General features: G+C 64.5%; 16 protein-coding genes. 6 read left to right on the top strand and 10 right to left on the bottom strand.

What is annotated here, in order from left to right; all coding sequences use genetic code 11:
• The first annotated feature begins 130 nt into the window (after positions 1 to 130).
• Positions 131 to 388 carry a YjhX family toxin gene (locus AC1DGP_RS16035; protein WP_441491474.1) on the top strand — a complete coding sequence of 86 codons (258 nt, stop codon included), beginning with the start codon at positions 131 to 133 and terminating at the stop codon, positions 386 to 388.
• A 58-nt stretch (positions 389 to 446) separates the two neighbouring features.
• Positions 447 to 950 carry a GNAT family N-acetyltransferase gene (locus AC1DGP_RS16030; protein ID WP_476775890.1) on the top strand — a complete coding sequence of 168 codons (504 nt, stop codon included), beginning with the start codon at positions 447 to 449 and terminating at the stop codon, positions 948 to 950.
• A gap of 41 nt (positions 951 to 991) precedes the next feature.
• On the opposite strand, the gene AC1DGP_RS16025 is transcribed toward AC1DGP_RS16030, so the two are convergent.
• The 3 genes from AC1DGP_RS16025 to AC1DGP_RS16015 all read right to left on the bottom strand — a co-directional run bounded on the left by AC1DGP_RS16025 (position 992) and on the right by AC1DGP_RS16015 (position 2,897).
• On the bottom strand, positions 992 to 1,543 hold the full coding sequence (locus AC1DGP_RS16025; protein WP_476775891.1) for a methyl-accepting chemotaxis protein: 552 nt from the start codon (positions 1,541 to 1,543) through the stop codon (positions 992 to 994).
• Positions 1,524 to 1,811: a hypothetical protein gene (locus AC1DGP_RS16020; RefSeq protein ID WP_476775892.1), complete on the bottom strand. Its 288-nt coding sequence runs from the start codon at positions 1,809 to 1,811 to the stop codon at positions 1,524 to 1,526. Before AC1DGP_RS16020 ends, AC1DGP_RS16025 begins: the two co-directional genes overlap by 20 nt.
• Before the next feature lie 84 nt (positions 1,812 to 1,895).
• Complete coding sequence (locus AC1DGP_RS16015; protein WP_476832309.1) at positions 1,896 to 2,897, bottom strand: P1 family peptidase; 1,002 nt, start codon at positions 2,895 to 2,897, stop codon at positions 1,896 to 1,898.
• 190 nt (positions 2,898 to 3,087) lie between these two features.
• Here AC1DGP_RS16015 and AC1DGP_RS16010 point away from each other — a divergent pair, with 190 nt between their 5' ends.
• Positions 3,088 to 3,747, top strand: a complete 660-nt coding sequence (locus AC1DGP_RS16010) for a Spy/CpxP family protein refolding chaperone (RefSeq protein ID WP_476832308.1) — start codon at positions 3,088 to 3,090, stop codon at positions 3,745 to 3,747.
• A gap of 232 nt (positions 3,748 to 3,979) precedes the next feature.
• Here the strand turns inward: AC1DGP_RS16010 and AC1DGP_RS16005 are convergent, their stop codons facing one another.
• The gene (locus AC1DGP_RS16005) at positions 3,980 to 4,162 is read right to left on the bottom strand and encodes a hypothetical protein (protein WP_441491470.1); all 183 of its coding nucleotides are present in this window, start codon (positions 4,160 to 4,162) and stop codon (positions 3,980 to 3,982) included.
• A 192-nt stretch (positions 4,163 to 4,354) separates the two neighbouring features.
• Between AC1DGP_RS16005 and AC1DGP_RS16000 the strand changes: the two genes are divergently transcribed.
• Positions 4,355 to 5,254, top strand: a complete 900-nt coding sequence (locus tag AC1DGP_RS16000; RefSeq protein WP_441491469.1) for a heparin lyase I family protein — start codon at positions 4,355 to 4,357, stop codon at positions 5,252 to 5,254.
• Between the two features lie 183 nt (positions 5,255 to 5,437).
• Here the strand turns inward: AC1DGP_RS16000 and rpsD are convergent, their stop codons facing one another.
• Both rpsD and murI read right to left on the bottom strand, forming a co-directional pair.
• Positions 5,438 to 6,055, bottom strand: coding sequence for a 30S ribosomal protein S4 (rpsD, locus tag AC1DGP_RS15995; protein WP_043237713.1), 618 nt, complete (start codon positions 6,053 to 6,055; stop codon positions 5,438 to 5,440).
• A gap of 201 nt (positions 6,056 to 6,256) precedes the next feature.
• Positions 6,257 to 7,126, bottom strand: a complete 870-nt coding sequence (gene murI, locus AC1DGP_RS15990; protein ID WP_441506211.1) for a glutamate racemase — start codon at positions 7,124 to 7,126, stop codon at positions 6,257 to 6,259.
• 145 nt (positions 7,127 to 7,271) lie between these two features.
• Between murI and AC1DGP_RS15985 the strand changes: the two genes are divergently transcribed.
• Complete coding sequence (locus AC1DGP_RS15985; RefSeq protein ID WP_476775895.1) at positions 7,272 to 8,204, top strand: bifunctional helix-turn-helix transcriptional regulator/GNAT family N-acetyltransferase; 933 nt, start codon at positions 7,272 to 7,274, stop codon at positions 8,202 to 8,204.
• Here AC1DGP_RS15985 and AC1DGP_RS15980 read toward each other — a convergent pair.
• Positions 8,201 to 9,520 carry a flavin monoamine oxidase family protein gene (locus tag AC1DGP_RS15980; protein ID WP_476832307.1) on the bottom strand — a complete coding sequence of 440 codons (1,320 nt, stop codon included), beginning with the start codon at positions 9,518 to 9,520 and terminating at the stop codon, positions 8,201 to 8,203. The two genes, AC1DGP_RS15985 and AC1DGP_RS15980, sit on opposite strands and share 4 nt — an antisense overlap.
• A 406-nt stretch (positions 9,521 to 9,926) precedes the next feature.
• Between AC1DGP_RS15980 and AC1DGP_RS15975 the strand changes: the two genes are divergently transcribed.
• Complete coding sequence (locus AC1DGP_RS15975) at positions 9,927 to 12,137, top strand: TonB-dependent hemoglobin/transferrin/lactoferrin family receptor (RefSeq protein WP_476832306.1); 2,211 nt, start codon at positions 9,927 to 9,929, stop codon at positions 12,135 to 12,137.
• Positions 12,138 to 12,216: 79 nt separating this feature from the next.
• Here the strand turns inward: AC1DGP_RS15975 and AC1DGP_RS15970 are convergent, their stop codons facing one another.
• The 3 genes from AC1DGP_RS15970 to AC1DGP_RS15960 all read right to left on the bottom strand — a co-directional run bounded on the left by AC1DGP_RS15970 (position 12,217) and on the right by AC1DGP_RS15960 (position 16,371).
• Complete coding sequence (locus AC1DGP_RS15970) at positions 12,217 to 13,026, bottom strand: RNA methyltransferase (protein WP_441506207.1); 810 nt, start codon at positions 13,024 to 13,026, stop codon at positions 12,217 to 12,219.
• A gap of 83 nt (positions 13,027 to 13,109) precedes the next feature.
• Positions 13,110 to 14,993: a methyl-accepting chemotaxis protein gene (locus AC1DGP_RS15965; RefSeq protein ID WP_441506206.1), complete on the bottom strand. Its 1,884-nt coding sequence runs from the start codon at positions 14,991 to 14,993 to the stop codon at positions 13,110 to 13,112.
• Between the two features lie 235 nt (positions 14,994 to 15,228).
• Entirely contained in the window at positions 15,229 to 16,371 is a 1,143-nt protein-coding gene (locus tag AC1DGP_RS15960) for a dipeptidase (protein WP_441506205.1), read from the bottom strand.
• Positions 16,372 to 16,434: the final 63 nt, after the last annotated feature.

The raw sequence follows: 16,434 nt of genomic DNA, 5'->3' as shown, positions 1-16,434 counted from the left end.
TGAGAGTGCGGGAACCCGGTGACGTTTCGCTTCGGCGGAACGTGATGCAGCGCCGGGTCTGAAATGCAGCATTCGATGCCTGCATCGGGCTCAGGCGCTTGTCATGGTTTCATGCACAGGCTCTACAAACATGAATATCTCCAGGGGCGAGCAGCGCGTGCTGCACGTGCTGGCCCAGGGCGGGCATATCCGTCACCATCGCGGCGATGATGGCCGCATCCACCATGTCGACTGCTTCACCCATGAGGGCTACGTGTTGACCAACTGCACGCTCGAGCTTTTCGGGAGCCTCAGGCGCAAGCGGATGATCGAATCGAGGCAGGGGCGGCCCTATCGCATCTCGCGACAGGGCCGGCTCGCAGTGAGGTCTCAGGCCGACAACCGGTGAGACCAAGGGGAGGGCCCGTCATGGGCCCTCCCGCTCTCGCGAGAACCGAGGACGCAACATGATCATCCGCGATGAGCAGCCCGCTGACATTCCCACAATCCAGGCGCTCATTACCGACGCCTTCAAGGACGTTTCCCACAGCAACCAGACGGAGGCCGCGATCGTCGATGGCTTGCGCCGTGGCGGTATGCTGGCCTTGTCCCTTGTCGCCTCCGATGGCGACGCCCTGCTCGGCCATGTCGCCTTCTCCCCGGTCATGATCGGCGGGCAGGAGCTTGGCTGGTTTGGTCTCGGGCCTCTGGCTGTTCGGCCGGACATGCAGGGGAGAGGCATAGGGGAGGCTCTGGCGCGCGCGGGGCTCGACAGGCTGAAGACGGCCGGTGCGAAGGGCTGCGTCCTGCTGGGGGCGCCGGGTTATTATGGTCGCTTCGGTTTCGCTGCGGACCCCCGACTCTGGCTTGCCGATGTGCCGCAGGAGTATTTCCTGGTGCTTGGCTTTGGCGGCCCGCTACCGGCGGGTGAAGTCCGCTACCACGCGGCGTTCGACGCAGGCGAAGCCTGAGGAGCACGAGCCCGGGTCCTGCGGCTGCGCATGCGTCAGAATCAGGTTGCCCGGATCCGGCCCAGGAACTGCGCGACCTCGGTACCGAGATGCGCGGATTGGGCGGCCAGCCTGTCGGCGGATTCGGCTATGAAGGCCGCTGCCTGACCGGTTTCCGCGGCCACCTTGCTGACGAATTCGATATTGCCGGAGGCCGCGATAGTCTCGTGTGCTGCAGCCTCGATGTTGCGGGCAATCCCCGAGGTGGCTGCGTTCTGCTGTTCGACGACGGTCGCGACTGCCGCCGAAATCTCATTGAGCGAGCCGATGGTCGTGTTCATCGTGTCGATGGCGCGGACGGCTTCACCGCTCGAGTTGCGGATCGCTTCGATCTGGCGCTGGATATCGTCTGTTGCCAGCGAGGTCTGGTGGGCCAGCGCCTTGACCTCCTGGGCCACGACCGCAAAGCCACTGCTGGAATGACCGAAGCGAGCGGCCTCGATCGCGGCATTGAGGGCCAGCAGGTTTGTCTGCGCCGCAATCGTCGAGATCATGCCGACGATGGTGCCGACATTGTCGGCCTTCGTCGAAAGCTCATTGACCGTCGTCAGCACCGTCTGCGCGTTTGTCGTGGTTGAGCCGACGATACGCGTGGTCTCGGCAACCTGCTTGTCTATTTTCCCTGATCGAGGCCGCAAGCTCGCTGGTCGCCTGTGTCAGGGCGATCACGTTCGAAGAGGTGTGAAGCGAGGAGGCCGAGGCGGCCTTCGAGCGTTCGGCGACCTGTGTGGCGCCGCTCATCATTTGCTGGGCGGCGGCACTGACCGTCTGCACGGATGAGATCACATCCCGTGCGATGCCGGCGATCTTGCTCGCGGTCAACGAAGATAGGGCCGTGCAACGACACGTGGATGATGCAGAATCTTCCCTTTCCAGGTGGCAAACGCCGCTGGAGCGGACCGGGCCTCAGGTCCCGAACCTGTCGCGCCAGGCGGGCTTGGCTCCGGCAAAGGGAAGGGCGGTTGCAGCGTGGACGCCGCGCGCGACGGCTCGAGCGAGGACGTCGGCGGCGGTCGCGCAGAGTTCTGCCAGGGCGAAGGCATCGGACGGCGCGCCGCTATGACCGGTTGCCGCGGCAAAGACGACGTCCCCGTCGAGCGGCGCATGGACCGGCCTGAGCGCCCGGGCCAAGCCATCATGCKCCGCAAGCGCCAGCCGCTTCGCCTGCGATTTGGTCAGTGCCGCGTCGGTCGCGACGAGTGCGATCGTGGTGTTCTGTCCGGCCCCGCCCTTGAAGCGCAGTCCGAGATCATCGGGCGAGATCATGGAAGGCCAGCCGAGGCCGCCGAACTCACTCGCTTGCTCATAGGGGGCGGCCCAGAAGCAAGGCCCGTCGCCGATCGTGGCACTGCCAACGGCGTTGACGGCGACGAGCGCGCCCACGATCTGACCGGTGGCGGCGCGCGCGCTGGCCGAGCCGAGCCCCCCCTTGAGCGTAGCGGTGGTCGCACCGTAGCCAGCGCCGGCGCTTCCGAGAAAAAACTCAGTGCCGACATTMTCTGCTGCCGCCCGCGCCAGCGCCCGATAAGGGGCCTCTGCGCCATTGCCCTTGGCCCAGCCCTTGTCGCCGCCATTCAGGAGATCGAACAGGATCGCCTGCGGCACGATCGGCACGCGCATGCCGCCGACGGGGAAGCCGCGACCGTTTGCGGCGAGCGTCGCCATGACCCCGTCGGCTGCGGCCAGCCCCCAGGCGGAACCGCCGGAGAGGACGATGGCGTCAACATGCTCGACAGTCATTTCCGGTTCCAGCAATGCGGTATCGCGGGTGCCGGGAGCGCCGCCGAGAATGGCCACCGAGGCTACGGTGGGGCGGTCAAACAGGGCGACGGTGACGCCGGTCGCTGCGGCAATATCCTGGGCTTGCCCGACGAGCAGGCCGCGAACATCGGTGATCAGGTTGCGCATCACGAGGGAATGACACCGGGGGGCGTGGGGGAACTTCGCGCTCGCTGGCGCGTCATCGCTACATTACGATCTTTTCATGCTTGCGCCATCGCAGGGTCAGGGGCGCGAGGTCAGCCTTGCCATGATCGCGAACCGGCTTCGAGACCCGCCAGCGACCTGACCTTGTCGATACGACAAACGGAGACCCAGGATGAAACGCATCGCACTTATCGCAGCTTCGTCGGCAGCCGCCCTGGCTGCGACGTTCGCGGTCGCGCAGCCGCAGCCGGTTCCACCTGCCGGCGGCTCCGGATCCTCGCGTGACATGACGCAGCAGGAGCGTACCGACCAGCGCGACCAGCGCCGCACCGAGCAGATGGAAGCCCGCATGAAGGAGCGGCTCGAACGCGCGCAGACACGCATGAACGAGCGCTTAGCCAAATTGCGCGCCGATATGAAGCTCAAGCCCGAGCAGGTCCCGTTGTTCGATGCGGTCGAGAACACGGTGAAGAAGGGCATGGAGCAGCGTCGTCAGGGCTTTGCGGCCATGCGCGAGCAGCGCGAGAATTTCCGCCACGCCGATATCATGGAGCGCCTGGACGCGATGGCCAGCCGTCAGGCCGCACGTGCCACGCGCAGCAAGGAGCTCGCGGATGCCGTTCGTCCGCTCTGGTCTACCTTGAGCGACGAACAGAAGACGGTGGCGCGCCGGGCTGTGCGCGAAGCATTCTCCGAGGGGCGCGCCCGCATGGAGCGGATGGGGGAGAACATGCGCGATCGCTGGCAGGATCGACGCGGCGGCCGGGATCGCGACGGTGACGATCGCGGCTCGCGTCGCGGCCGCTACCATAGCGACGACGACAACAACTGATCGCAGCGCGATCGCCTTCACCAGGCGGCTCCTCGGAGCCGCCTTTTTCTGTGCTGCTGCCGGTGGGGGCGGTCCGGGTGACGATGCGGAAGAGCTGGATTGCGAAGGTTGAGGCGACCGCGGTCATGAAAAACGGGAGTTTACCATAATCCTTCAAATTGAGTTCATTTTTGAGCGCCTAGGGTCCTCTCAGTAAATCTCGTGAGAGGGGCGTCTCATGAAGGCTCAATCGTCAAACTGGCTGATGAGGATTTTCATCGCCTTCGTTTTCATACTCTGCCTGTTCGGCCCGTATGGTCTTTCGATCCTGATCGGCTGCGTCGGGCTGGGCTGCTATTTCTTTCGCGACGAGGTCGGGTCGCATCTCTGACGAAGGATCATCCGGCAGCGCCGCAGCCATCTGGGCGTGCTTCATAGAGGGGCGGCTCCTGCGGGCCGCCCCTTTTGCTGTTTTGCTCAGGCCTTGCGGCCAATCCTGCAACGCTGAACCGGAGCCTGTATTAGCTCCTCCGCTTCAATACCGCGGGATCAAACATGTTGATCCCGCGCAAGGTTGAGATAGCTTCCATGCGGGGTCTGGGGTTTGGGGCAACGCATGAGAGACGCCGTGGTTCTTCGCGTTCTTGCCTCGGCCGGGTTGACGTCCCTGTCCTTGTTCTGCCCAGGCTTTGGTCGTGCGGAGGAAGTCGTTCCGGCGTTCCAGGCGGATTTCGAGACAGCCTGCATCGCGGCCGAGGACTGGAAGATCTCGTCGCTGCTGGACAAATCCGTTCGTGCCGATCGTATCCGATGCGTCGGCGAACGGGGGGCCGGAGATGGCGGGCGCGTCCTCAGCGTTACCGTCAAGCCGGGCGATGCCTATGATCCCGATCCTGGCTCTTCGGCGACGGAGCGCGCCGAGATCCAGATGACGCGCGAGCTCATCCGCTTCGATACCACGACCTGGTACAGCTTTCAGTTCCGTGTCGAGGCCCCGTGGCTGACACGAAAGAACCGCACCGTCATCCAGCAGATCAAGCAGAATATCGATCCGCGCTACGAGAAGGGCAGGGGCGGAGAAGAGATCTGCGATCCCGGCAATCCGCTTTTCAAGATCGAGGTGGATTCGGACGGCAAGACTCCGGTCTTCCGCGCGAAGAGTGCTGGCACCGAGACATGTGGCGACAGCGTCGGGCAGGTCCATTTCTGTGGCGACTGGCCAATCGCCCCGGGCCATTGGCACCGGGTCAATGTTTCGATACGGCCGAGCCAGAAGGCCGGTGAGAGCCATCTGCAGCTCTGGCTCGATGGGCGCGCCTGCCCAGCCTATCGCGGCGTACTCGGATATCCGCGCTACGGCATGACGAAGGCAGGCAAGCCGGTCATCGACGCGCAGCCGCGCTTCGGCATCTATCGCGATGCTTTGCCCGATGTCTCGCAGACCATCCAGTTCAATGACATCGCCTTCTGGACCCGGAGCCCCGCCGGACATCCGGCGTGGGGCGGTATCGATATCCCATCGGAGTGAAGGCGTTGCTTGGGGAAGACGTCTGACCGGTACGCGCAAGACCCAGTACATGCGTCGTGCGCGCCCGTCTGGGCAGGCCGCGGGACGCACCTGCCGAGGGCTCGAAATGAAAAGGGCGGCTCCGAAGAGCCGCCCTTTTCTGATTCCGATCGGAGCTTCGCAGCCCGAGCCTGCAATGCAGGATCAGCGCGAGTAGAACTCGATGACCAGGTTCGGTTCCATCTGCACCGCGTAAGGCACGTCCGACAGGGTCGGGGTGCGGGTGTAGGTGGCCGAGAACTTGGTGTGGTCGGCATCGATGTAGTCCGGCACGTCGCGCTCGGCGAGCGCAGCCGATTCGATCACGATGGCGAGCTGGCGGGAGGATTCCTTCACCGCAATCACGTCACCCGGCTTGACCTGGTAGGACGCGATGTTGACGCGCTTGCCGTTGACCGTGACGTGGCCGTGGTTGACGAACTGGCGAGCAGCAAACACCGTCGGGACGAACTTGGCGCGGTAGATCACCGCGTCGAGACGGCGCTCGAGCAGGCCGACGAGGTTCTCACCCGAGTCGCCTTTCAGGCGGATCGCCTCGGCGTAGTAACGACGGAACTGCTTCTCGGAGATCGAGCCGTAATAGCCCTTCAGCTTCTGCTTGGCGCGCAGCTGCGTGCCGAAGTCCGACGGCTTGCCCTTGCGGCGCTGGCCGTGCTGGCCGGGGCCGTATTCACGACGGTTGACCGGGGACTTCGGGCGGCCCCAGATGTTCTGACCGAGGCGGCGGTCAATCTTGTATTTCGCCTCATGACGCTTCGACATATCGCGTGTCCTCTAGGTTCGCGAGTTGAGGACCGCGCCCTCCTGTCCCCGTTTCCAGGGCGACAGATCCGGCTCTCGACGAGCGGATCACGGGTGCGGAAAAAGCCACGCGGGCCCTGATGGACCCGCGCGACGAGAGCCCTATAGGCGCAGGAGCCCCCGCAAGTCAAATCCCTTGGGGCTATGCCTGGGGATCGCTGCTCAGTTCATCAGTGGAAATGGCTCGATCAGGACCTGGGACAGCCCGTAGCCCGCGAGGGCAATGCGCAGCGGTCCGCTGATGCAGGCCCCGCTCGTGAAGATCGCCGGTGCGTCGCCAGCCGCGCTGAACGGTGGGGGCGCCGCAGGGCCCAGTAATTGGGAAATCCGCCGGGCGATGGCCGGGGCAGGATCGATCCAGCTGACGGACCACGGTGCCACCCGGCGCATGCGTTCGAGCAGCAGTGGATAATGCGTGCAGGAGAGGGTGATCACGTCGGTCCGTACGCTGTCGCGTTCGACGAAGCAGGGTTCGAGTTCCGCAAGGATTGCCGCGTCGTCGACCGTTTCACCCTTGAGCGCGGCTTCGGCGAGGCCGGCGAGGCCGGTCGAGCCGACCAGCGTGACCTCGCAGCGCGCCGCATAGGCCTCGATCAGGCCGCGCGTATAGTCGCGGGCGACGGTTCCAGGCGTCGCCAGGACCGAGATCAGGCCGCTGCGGGTGGTCTCGGCTGCTGGCTTGATCGCCGGGACGGTGCCGACGAAGGGGATGGTAAAGCGGGCGCGCAGCGCCGGCAGCACCAGAGTCGAGGCGGTGTTGCAGGCGATCACCACAAGATCAGGATGACAGCGCGCGATCAGCCGCTCCATGACCTGCAGGACGCGGTCGACGAGTTCCGCCTCGCTGAGCCGGCCATAGGGGAAGCCGGCGTCATCGGCGGCGTAGACGATGCGCGCGTCCGGGCGGGCGCGCGTGGTTTCGGCTAGCACTGTCAGGCCGCCGAGCCCGGAATCGAAGACCAGAATGGTGGGTTGGCGGCGTGGCATCACGGCTGCGCCATAGGCTGTTCCGGCCAGAAGATCGACCCGCATGCGTCGGCGCCTGCACAGGAGATGGATGAGCGCTTCATTGGGCCAGAGCCCGGTTAAGGAGTGGTCAAGGAACTCCTGGCCGCCATGATTCAATTTAATTGACTCTGTCCACTAATTGGCGCGACCCTGATCCCCGGAGATCATCATGGCCGCCAAAGACAGCCCCGCGATCGCTGCGATCCGACGCTTCAACCGCTTCCACACGCGCTGGATTGGAGCACTTGGTGGCAGCCTGCACGGCTCCGGTTTCGCGTTGGTCGAGTCGCGCGTGCTCTATGAGTTGGCTCAACGTGACGATTGGCTCGCAAGCGAGCTGGCACGCGAGCTTGCCCTCGATCCCGCCTATCTCTCCCGCATCCTCAAGGGCTTTGCTGCTGCCGGCTGGCTGAGACGCGAGCGTTCTCCCGACGACGGGCGGGCTTCGCACCTGCTGCTGACGCGAGAGGGGCATGACGCCTTTCGGCCGCTGGATGAAGCGTCGCGCGACCAGGCCGACTCGATTCTGGCGCGGCTCGGACAGGCTGAACAGGCGGATCTGGTCGAGGCGCTGGGAACCGCCGAGCGGCTATTGTCTGGAGCCTGCGAGCGGAAGTGGCAACCGCTCATCCGCGAGCACAGACCCGGCGATATCGGTTGGGTGATATCGGCGCATGGCCGGCTCTATGCGGAAGACTACGGCTGGGACATCAGCTTCGAAGCGCTGGTCGCGGAGATCGCGGCGAAATTCCTGCGGGACTTCGTGCCTGGCAAGGAGCGCTGCTTCATTGCGGAGCTGGACGGGATGCCCGTGGGCTCGGCCTTCGTAGTTCGAGAGTCGGACGAGGTCGCCAAACTTCGGCTCGTGCTGGTCGAGAAACGCGGGCAGGGGCTCGGCCTCGGCAAGGCGCTGGTGCAGGAGGCGGTCGGCTTCGCGCAATCGGCTGGTTATCGGCGCATGATCCTGTGGACCAATGATATCCTGCACGCTGCGCGTGGTATCTATCTTGCCGCCGGCTTCAGGCTCATCGCCGAGGAGGCGCACCATTCCTTCGGGCAGGATCTGGTGGGGCAGAACTGGGAGCTGGAACTGGGACGCTAAGCCTTCAGCCGCGCCACGGCCGCCGCCGCCGCCCGCCCCGCCAAGGTCGCGCCGCCGACCGTCATCGCACCGCCGCCGGCCGTCGCCTCGCCCGCGATCCAGATGCGACCGCCGATCGGCTCGGCAAGCCTGTCCCGGGCCGCCTCGAAGCCGGGGCGGCATACCGAATAGGAGCCATGCGAGAACGGATCGGTCCACCAGGCGGGGAATGACACGCCGGTGACGGCCTTGCGAAAGCTCGCGCCGACCATCTTGGCCAAAAGCTCGGTCACATGATCCCGTGCGGCGGCGGTTCCCGCGCGGGAAAGGTCGCGCGCATAGTCCCCGCCGCAATAGGCGATGACGATGTCCTTGTCGTCCGGGAAGAGGTCGACATTCATCATCGCCTTGGGTGAACCGGCTTCAAGATAGCTCATGCCGGGCTTGATGCCGAAGCGATCACCCTCGACCTTGAGCGCGATCTTGGTGAGGGCGCCCATGCCGATTCCATTCAGGGCGTCGCGGGTTCGGGCAGGCAGTGCAGGCGTGAAGCGAATGTCGCCGGCCTTCAGAACGCCGACCGGCACGGTGACGATGCAGGCGCGTGCCTTCAGCGTTCCCGAGCGCGTCGTGATCTCGACGCCGGGCCCGTCCCAGCGAATGGCTTCGACCGGTTCGCCAAGGCGGATATCGAGCCCTTCGCCATGGCGCGCGACAAGATTGCCGTAGCCCGAAGGGACGACGAAATCGTCGCCGCTCCACAGGCGTTGGTAGTCGCGCGCCGAGATGCGATCGGATTCCTCCCCGATCGAGAGCAGCAACCCGGAGGTGGCGACGGGCGTCATATCCGGGCCGAGGTCTCCGAGCAGCTCGGCAACCGAGAGATCGCGCTTCGAGATATCGACGGTTTCGAGCTTGCGGTCGATTTGCCTGAAGGCACCGCGCCGTTTGACCCGCTCGGCATCCGACATCGGTTGCCCGTTGGCGAAAACCTGGAAGCCGCCGCCCCAGGATTCATTCGGCGTCGGGATACCGAGATCGGCGGCGATCTTCACCCAGGGATTTCGCTCCGCCCAGTGGATGAACATCGCGCCGGCGTCGTAGGCGGCGCCAAGCGAGGTGTCGGTGAAGGCACGGCCACCGACCCGGTTGCGGGCCTCGATGATCACGACCTGGCGTCCCGCCGCTTTCAGTTCGCGTGCGGCTGCGATTCCGGCTGCGCCTGCGCCGATGACGACGACATCGAGATCGCCGGCCAAGGCAGGGCCGGGCGCGCCCGCAGCGGCTGCGGCGAGCGCAGTTGAGCCCGTGAGAAAGGTCCGGCGGTCGAGCATCATCAACAATGTCCGCAGCGGTCTGGCGCCATGATGCGCGACTGCTTGTGCGTTGCAATACGCAACCTGCTTTGCGGCCGGATCACGGCAATCACGAGATCGGGAGGAGGGCGCGAGCGGGGCTGAGTTCCGGGGGGATGTCTGCAGTATAGAATACATATAAATTAGAACGCTTCTCCATTGGATGGATTCTATTGTTACTTCCTTGATTGAGAATCGATTGACAGAATTCGACTCTATTTCTATCGAGTGCTGGCTTTACTGAATTGATAAAGCTTAGTTTTCAGCAATTTTAAACTGCAGGCTGCGCATCCAATGCATTGGCAGCGCCGGCAGGGGCGGGGTTCTGACTATGGGTGGGCATTCTGGCGGGCTGCGTTGCGGCGTGGCGCTTGGCGTTCTTGTGTTGATGACAGCGTCACAAGCTGGTGCACAGCAGCGTGTTCAGGCCGCACAGCAGCCGGTTTTTCCTCAATCGGCCGAGGGACCCGTCGTTCTGGACACCATTACCGTGCAGGGGGAGGGAATCAGTGGTGCGCCGCTGATCGCCGGGCCGACGACGACCCGCACGACCCGCGAAGAACTCGACAGGCAGCAGGTCCAGAGCATTTCCGACCTGGCCAACCGGGTCGAAGCGGGCATCAGCTTCAATCGCCAGAATAACAGCATCAATATTCGTGGTCTCGATGGCCCGCGCGTGCTGACCACGGTCGACGGCATCAGGCAGCCGTTCCTGACCGACACCCGGATCGATCGCAGTTCGACCAACGCCTTCGACTTCGATGCGTTGTCCACGCTCGACCTGCTGCGCGGCGGCAGCGGCGCCAGCGTGCTCGGCTCCGGGGCTCTGGGGGGCGTGCTTGCCGTCCGAACGCTCGACCCCAAGGACCTGATCAAGGGCGGCCGCCAGTTCGGTGCGCTCGCAAAGACCGGCTATGACAGTACCGACGAGGCCTGGTTCGGCAGTGCCGCAGTCGCGGCGCGGCTCCAGCAGACCTATTTCCTGCTCCAGGGTAGTTTCCGCGACGGGCATGAAACAGGCAACAGGGGGACGATCGACAGCATCGGACCGACCCGGACGATGCCGAACCCGACGGATTTCACGCAATACGGGCTGCTCGCGAAGATCCAGCACTATGTCGACGATGTGCACCGGTTCGGCATTACCGGCGAGTTGTTCAAGCGCGAGGACAAGGTCAACGTCCTCACCTCGACCGTGTCGCCCACCGGCAATTTCCGCCCGGGAAACTATGACACCGGCGAGGATGTCGAGCGTCAGCGCGTCTCGCTGACCTATGATTACAAGCTGCCGGGTGGCTTCCTCGACGAGGCCCACGCCAATCTCTACTGGCAGAACGTCAAGCGTAACGCGCTGGTCTCAGCCTACCGCTTCACCAGCGTCATCGGTCCCTATACCCGCAACAACGAAACCGAGCAGGAGGCCTTCGGCTTCAACGGCCATGTCGTGAAGAGCTTCCAGACTGGCATCTTCTCGCACGGCATCACGCTCGGCACCGAACTGCGCAGGACGACGCTGAACCAGTATTCGGCCGGTGTCGACAATTGCCGCCGCCCCTATACCGGCGCCTTCACCGCCTGCAACAACCTGCACACCAATCAGGCCGACCAGCCGAAGGTCGACGGCAATGCGATCGGCGTTTTCGCGTATGACGAGATCGGCATGCTCGACAACCGCCTGCGCCTCACGCCCGGTGTTCGGTTCGACTGGTATGAGGAGAAGCCGCAGAACACGCCGGCCTACACCAATGGCGGCTCCAGCCCGGTCGGCTTGCCGCCGTCCTCCAGTGACAGCGCCTGGTCGCCGCGGGTGCGGCTTGAATACGACGTCCTCAAGGACGCCGGCATGTTCAAGGATGTTACAGCTTTCGCGCAGTGGTCGAAGGGTTTTCGCGCGCCGACTGCAAGTGAGCTCTATGGCCGCTTCGGGGCGGTTGGGACCTATCTGCGCATCGGCGATCCCACGCTGCGCCCTGAAACCAGCAACGGCATCGATGTCGGCTTCCGCTTCGGTGACCGGGCCTTCGGTGGTTCGGTGACATATTTTCACACCAATTACCGCAACTTCATCGAGACCGTGCAGATCGCGCCGCCGAATGCACTCTATCCGCAGGGCGGCATTCAGGGGCCGCGGAACGTCGCGCGGGCCGAGATCCAGGGCGTCGAGGCGAATTTCCAGTATGCCTTCGCCGAGAACTGGCTGGCGCGCGGCTCCTTCGCCTATACCCGGGGTCAGAACAAGGACACCGACACGTTCCTGAACTCGATTCCGCCGATGCAGGGTATCGTCGCAATCGCCTATGGAACAGACATCTGGGGCGCCGAGGTCTCGACCAAGCTCGCTGCCGCACGTGACGACGTCGCTGCAACGACCGGCACGAATGCCGGTTTCAAGGCTCCGGGCTATGCGCTCTTCAATGCTTCGGCGTGGTGGCGGCCGACGAAGCTCGCCGATATCGAGCTGCGGGTCGGCGTCTACAACATCTTCGACCGCAAGTACTTCGATGCGGTCAACGTTCCGACGGGCACGCTTGCCCAGGCGCGCGACTACTACACCGAGCCGGGCCGCACGGTGAAGGCGACGTTGAAGTACCAGTTCTAGAGTCACCCCGCGGGCGGAGTAACAAGAAGGGCCGGGCAGGGATGCTCCGGCCCTTCCGGTTCGTCACGAAGGGGAACGTCTATTCGCCCTCGGGGGCTTTCACCGGGCGCGGATGTCGGGGCCCCTCCGCCAGGGATTTGAACACGCCGCGCAGGGTGCGCGCCTCCTGCTCGGTCATCTCCAGGCGATGCAGGATGTCGCGCAGATTGGCGGTCATGACCGGCTTCTTGCCGGGCGGGAAGAAGCCGCAGCGCTCGAGTTCGCCTTCGAGATAGCCGAACATCGAAAACACCGTCTCACGAGTCGCGGGCGGGGAGGGATTGTTCTCGCGGAAGGGCGGCTCGCCATCCGTCGTCTTGAACCACTCGTAGCCGGCCAGCAGCACGGCCTGCGCGAGATTGAGCGAGGCGAAGGCCGGGTTGACGGGAAAGGTCAGGATCGCGTCGGCGAGCGAGATCTCTTCATTGGTCAGGCCGATGCGCTCGCGACCGAACAGGATGCCGACGCGCTCGCCGCCGCCGACACGCTCGGCCAGGGACGGCATCACCTCGGCTGGCGTGAAGACGCGCTTCATCTGGCCGCGTTCGCGGGCGGTGGTGGCGAGCACATGATTGAGATCGGCCGTCGCGGCGGCGGCGTCAGGGTAGAGCCGGGCATTCTCGAGGATATGGGTCGCACCGGAGGCTGCGGCGGTTGCACCCTTCTTGAGGCCTCCACCGGCGGGCCAGCCATCGCGAGGGGCCACGAGTCGCATCTCGGAAAGGCCGAAATTCGCCATGGCGCGAGCGCTCATGCCGATGTTCTCGGCCATTTGCGGTTCGACCAGAATGATGACCGGGGCGGGGGTTCGCGTGGCGGGGCGGGTGCGGTCAGTGCCTGAGCCGGTCATCGGGTACTCTGTGATATCGGTCTCGCCCGGTTCTGGGACCGGGCTCGAAAGCCCGATCCTATCAGCCTGCGGCAAGAGCGGCGTCAAGCGCTACGGCGCAGGCCAAAGCCGAACCCGGCCTCCACCTTGGTGTCCATCCTGCGCTGCTGCGGTATCCGTTCTTCCTTGATCCGGAAGCTGGAGACGAGGCCGTTCAAGCGCTGGATCTGGCCGGTGAGCGAGCTGGCCGACGCGGCGCTCTCCTCGGCGAGGGCTGCGTTCTGCTGGGTCATCTCGTCCATATGGGCGACGGTCTGGCTCATCTCATCGATGCCGTTGGCCTGCTCGGCCGAGGCTGCGGAGATGTCTGAGACAGTGGCGGAGACCTTTTTCGAGGCTTCGACAATCTTTCCGAGCGCCTCGCCGGCCGAACGGACCAGTCCGACACCTTGTGCGACCTCGACACCCGATTCGCTGATCAGCGAGGTGATGTCCTTGGCCGCTTCCGAGGAGCGCTGGGCCAGGGTGCGGACCTCCGAGGCGACCACCGCAAAACCCTTGCCGGCATCGCCGGCGCGGGCTGCCTCGACGGCTGCGTTGAGCGCAAGCAGGTTCGTCTGGAAGGCGATCTCGTCGATCACCGACGTGATATCCGAGATCTTGCGCGAGGCCTGCTCGATCCGCGCCATCGCGGCGACGGCATCGGTGACGATCGCACCGCCCTTCTCTGCAACTTCGGTCGCCTCGTTGGCCAGCAGAACGGCCTGGCGGGACGACAAGGCCGATGCCTTGACGGATGCGGCGAGCTCTTCCGTCGTCGCGGCGGTTTCCTCGAGCGAGGAGGCCTGCTCCTCGGTGCGCTTCGAGAGGTCGTCGGCGCCCATATTGATCTCGCGTGCGGCATTGGCGACGTCGACCGAGGTCGTCTGGATCGTCGCGACGGTCTCGGAGAGGCGGTTCACCGCGCGGTTGAAGTCGTCGCGGAGCTTGAGATAGTCGGCTGCGACATTGTCGTCGATGCGGTAGGTCAGATCGCCCTGAGCGAGCATTTCCAGGCCAGCGGCGAGCAGCCCGACGACATGCTGCTGTTCCCTAGCGAGCATCGCCCGCTCGGCCTCGACGCGCTGGCGCTCTGCCTCGTTGCGGCGACGCTCTGCATCGGTCAGGCGTTCCTGCTCGGTGGTCTGAGCTTCGAGCCGGCGCATCTCGAGGCCGTTTTCTTTAAAAATCAGCACGGCCCGGGCCATTTCGCCGACTTCATCGCGACGCGTCTGGCCCTCGATCTCGGCATCGAAATCGCTGGCGGCGAGCCGCTCCATCGTGCCCTTCAACCGGGCCAAGGGGCCGGTGATGCTCTTCGCCGACATCCACATCGCACCACCCAGGCCAATCAACAGGCCAAGCAGGCTGCCGCCGATGACAATGGCGATGGTGCGCTTAGTCTCCGAGCTCAACCTTGCGCTGGTCGTCTCGGTATCCTTTCCGAGCATGTTGTTGAAATCGGTGATGTTGCGGACGACCGCGGTGAGCTTGCCGTCGAGTTCGTCCATCACGGCCAACGCCCGTTCGTTTTCGTCATTGGCGCCGTAATAGAGGGCGCGATCGACGCCCACCTTGATGTCGGTGACCTGCTTGGTCAGGGCATCGTATTCGGCGGCCCGCTCCGGAAGGTGGGACTGTCCCTCCTTCAGCAGTTCGAGCGCCTGACCATAGGAGCGCTGCAACTGGCTCTGGGCATTGCGCGCACCATCCGTCTCGCGAGGATAGGCAATGACCTTGTAGGCCTGAGCCAGAATATCATTTGCGGCGCGCGCCGAACGGGCTGTGGCAAGCGTCGCCTTGCTGCGCGAATTGATCAGCTCGGAATAAGTGCTGTCGACTTTGCTCAACTGCACGCTGCCAAGAATCGTCGCGGCCACGCCAATCAACCCGACAATCAGCATCGCAGCTGCGATCTTGATGCTGATACGAATATTACCTAACGTCATGCTGATCGGCCCTCGAAGCGCTCGCAACAGCTGGAGCTGCGCAGCTCCGTGGCATTTCGGCGTTAAGAAAGCTGAAATTGATCGATCGGCGCGCGTTTGTTTTCTGTACGAGACCTTTGGAGGCGGGGTCCGGCCATGAGCCGCGCAAGTATTCTTGCGGCCTGAACTGCATGGCCGGCGCCCTGTTTTGGACCTTTCGGGCCCCGCCGGGACCCCGAAACGGCAGGGGAGCGCCTCAGCGCTCCGCCGCCGCCTCCACAGCACGCATCACGCGAAGCATGTTGCCGCCCGCGAGCTTCTCCAGGTTCTCTTCCGACCAGCCACGGCGAATCAATTCGGCGATCAGGGCCGGGAAGGTCGAGTTGTCCTCCAGTCCTTCCGGCGCGGTGCCGCCGAAGAAGTCCGAGCCAATGCCGATATGGTCGTAGCCGATGCGCTTGGCGAGATAGTCGAGATGGTCGCAATACTGCGCCAGCGTCGCCGTCGGGCGCGGGCCGGATTTGGCGACGATCTCTGCCTCGGCCTTCTTGTAGTCCATGCCGTCCGGTGTCTTGCCGTACTGGTCCTTGGCGGGACGGTGCCAGTCGCGCGAGGCCTGGTTGATGAAGTCAGGCACGAAGGTCGCCATGACGATGCCGTTGTTCCCGGCGACGCGATCGAGCACATCGTCAGGCACGTTGCGGGGGTGGTCGCAGAGCGTGAACGCGTTCGAATGGGACCAGACGAGCGGCGCATTGCTGACGTCGAGCGCATCATGCATCACCTTCGGCGAGACATGGGCCAGGTCGACGATCATGCCGAGCCTGTTCATGCGACGGACCACGTCCTTGCCGAAGGCGGAAAGCCCGTTATGGCGCGGGGCATCGGTCGCCGAATCGCACCAGTCATGCGTGCCGTTATGGCAGAGCGTCATCAGGCGCACGCCAAGGGCTGAATAAGCATCGAGGGCGTCGAGCTCGTTGTCTATCGCCGAGCCGTTCTCGATCGTCATGAACAGGGCGATCCTGCCCTCGGCCTTCGCAGCCTCGACATCGGCGGCGGAGAGGCCCGGGCGGAAGACCTTCGGATGCTTCGCTAGTACATTCTGCATCAGCGCGATCTGGGCCAGCGCGAAGCCGGCGGGCTTCGGGTGGTTCGGCGGGACATAGGCTGCGAAGAACTGGCCCGCAAGCTTGCCCGCCTGCATGCGCGGAATGTCGGTGTCGGTCTCGGGATGGACCTTGGTCAGGTCATAGGCCGCGACATCGCCCTTCGCCTTGGCATCGAGCCGGATCACATAGGGCAGGTCGTTATGGCCGTCGATCAGCGGAGCGCGCTCGAGCAGAGCGAGCGCCGCGGCATAGGCATTGTCCTGGACTGGAGTTTTGGCGAGGGCCATGGCGCACCTTGGAGGGGATTCGAAACGGTGGGGATCGTGGCAGGGCTTTGCAGGCGAGGCGAG

The sequence above is a fragment of the Allobosea sp. 05T433 genome (assembly GCF_056396065.1).
The sequence above is the reverse complement of the archived record's forward strand: the minus strand, read 5'-3'. Positions and strand labels throughout refer to the sequence as shown.

Excerpts from the sequence above, each read along its gene's own strand:
- AC1DGP_RS16035 (WP_441491474.1), top strand. The coding sequence starts at position 131 with ATGAATATCTCCAGGGGCGAGCAGCGCGTGCTGCACGTGCTGGCCCAG.
- AC1DGP_RS16030 (WP_476775890.1), top strand. The coding sequence starts at position 447 with ATGATCATCCGCGATGAGCAGCCCGCTGACATTCCCACAATCCAGGCG.
- AC1DGP_RS16010 (WP_476832308.1), top strand. The coding sequence starts at position 3,088 with ATGAAACGCATCGCACTTATCGCAGCTTCGTCGGCAGCCGCCCTGGCT.
- AC1DGP_RS16005 (WP_441491470.1), bottom strand. The coding sequence starts at position 4,162 with ATGAAGCACGCCCAGATGGCTGCGGCGCTGCCGGATGATCCTTCGTCA.
- rpsD (WP_043237713.1), bottom strand. The coding sequence starts at position 6,055 with ATGTCGAAGCGTCATGAGGCGAAATACAAGATTGACCGCCGCCTCGGT.
- murI (WP_441506211.1), bottom strand. The coding sequence starts at position 7,126 with ATGCGGGTCGATCTTCTGGCCGGAACAGCCTATGGCGCAGCCGTGATG.
- AC1DGP_RS15985 (WP_476775895.1), top strand. The coding sequence starts at position 7,272 with ATGGCCGCCAAAGACAGCCCCGCGATCGCTGCGATCCGACGCTTCAAC.
- AC1DGP_RS15980 (WP_476832307.1), bottom strand. The coding sequence starts at position 9,520 with ATGATGCTCGACCGCCGGACCTTTCTCACGGGCTCAACTGCGCTCGCC.
- AC1DGP_RS15975 (WP_476832306.1), top strand. The coding sequence starts at position 9,927 with ATGACAGCGTCACAAGCTGGTGCACAGCAGCGTGTTCAGGCCGCACAG.
- AC1DGP_RS15970 (WP_441506207.1), bottom strand. The coding sequence starts at position 13,026 with ATGACCGGCTCAGGCACTGACCGCACCCGCCCCGCCACGCGAACCCCC.
- AC1DGP_RS15965 (WP_441506206.1), bottom strand. The coding sequence starts at position 14,993 with ATGACGTTAGGTAATATTCGTATCAGCATCAAGATCGCAGCTGCGATG.
- AC1DGP_RS15960 (WP_441506205.1), bottom strand. The coding sequence starts at position 16,371 with ATGGCCCTCGCCAAAACTCCAGTCCAGGACAATGCCTATGCCGCGGCG.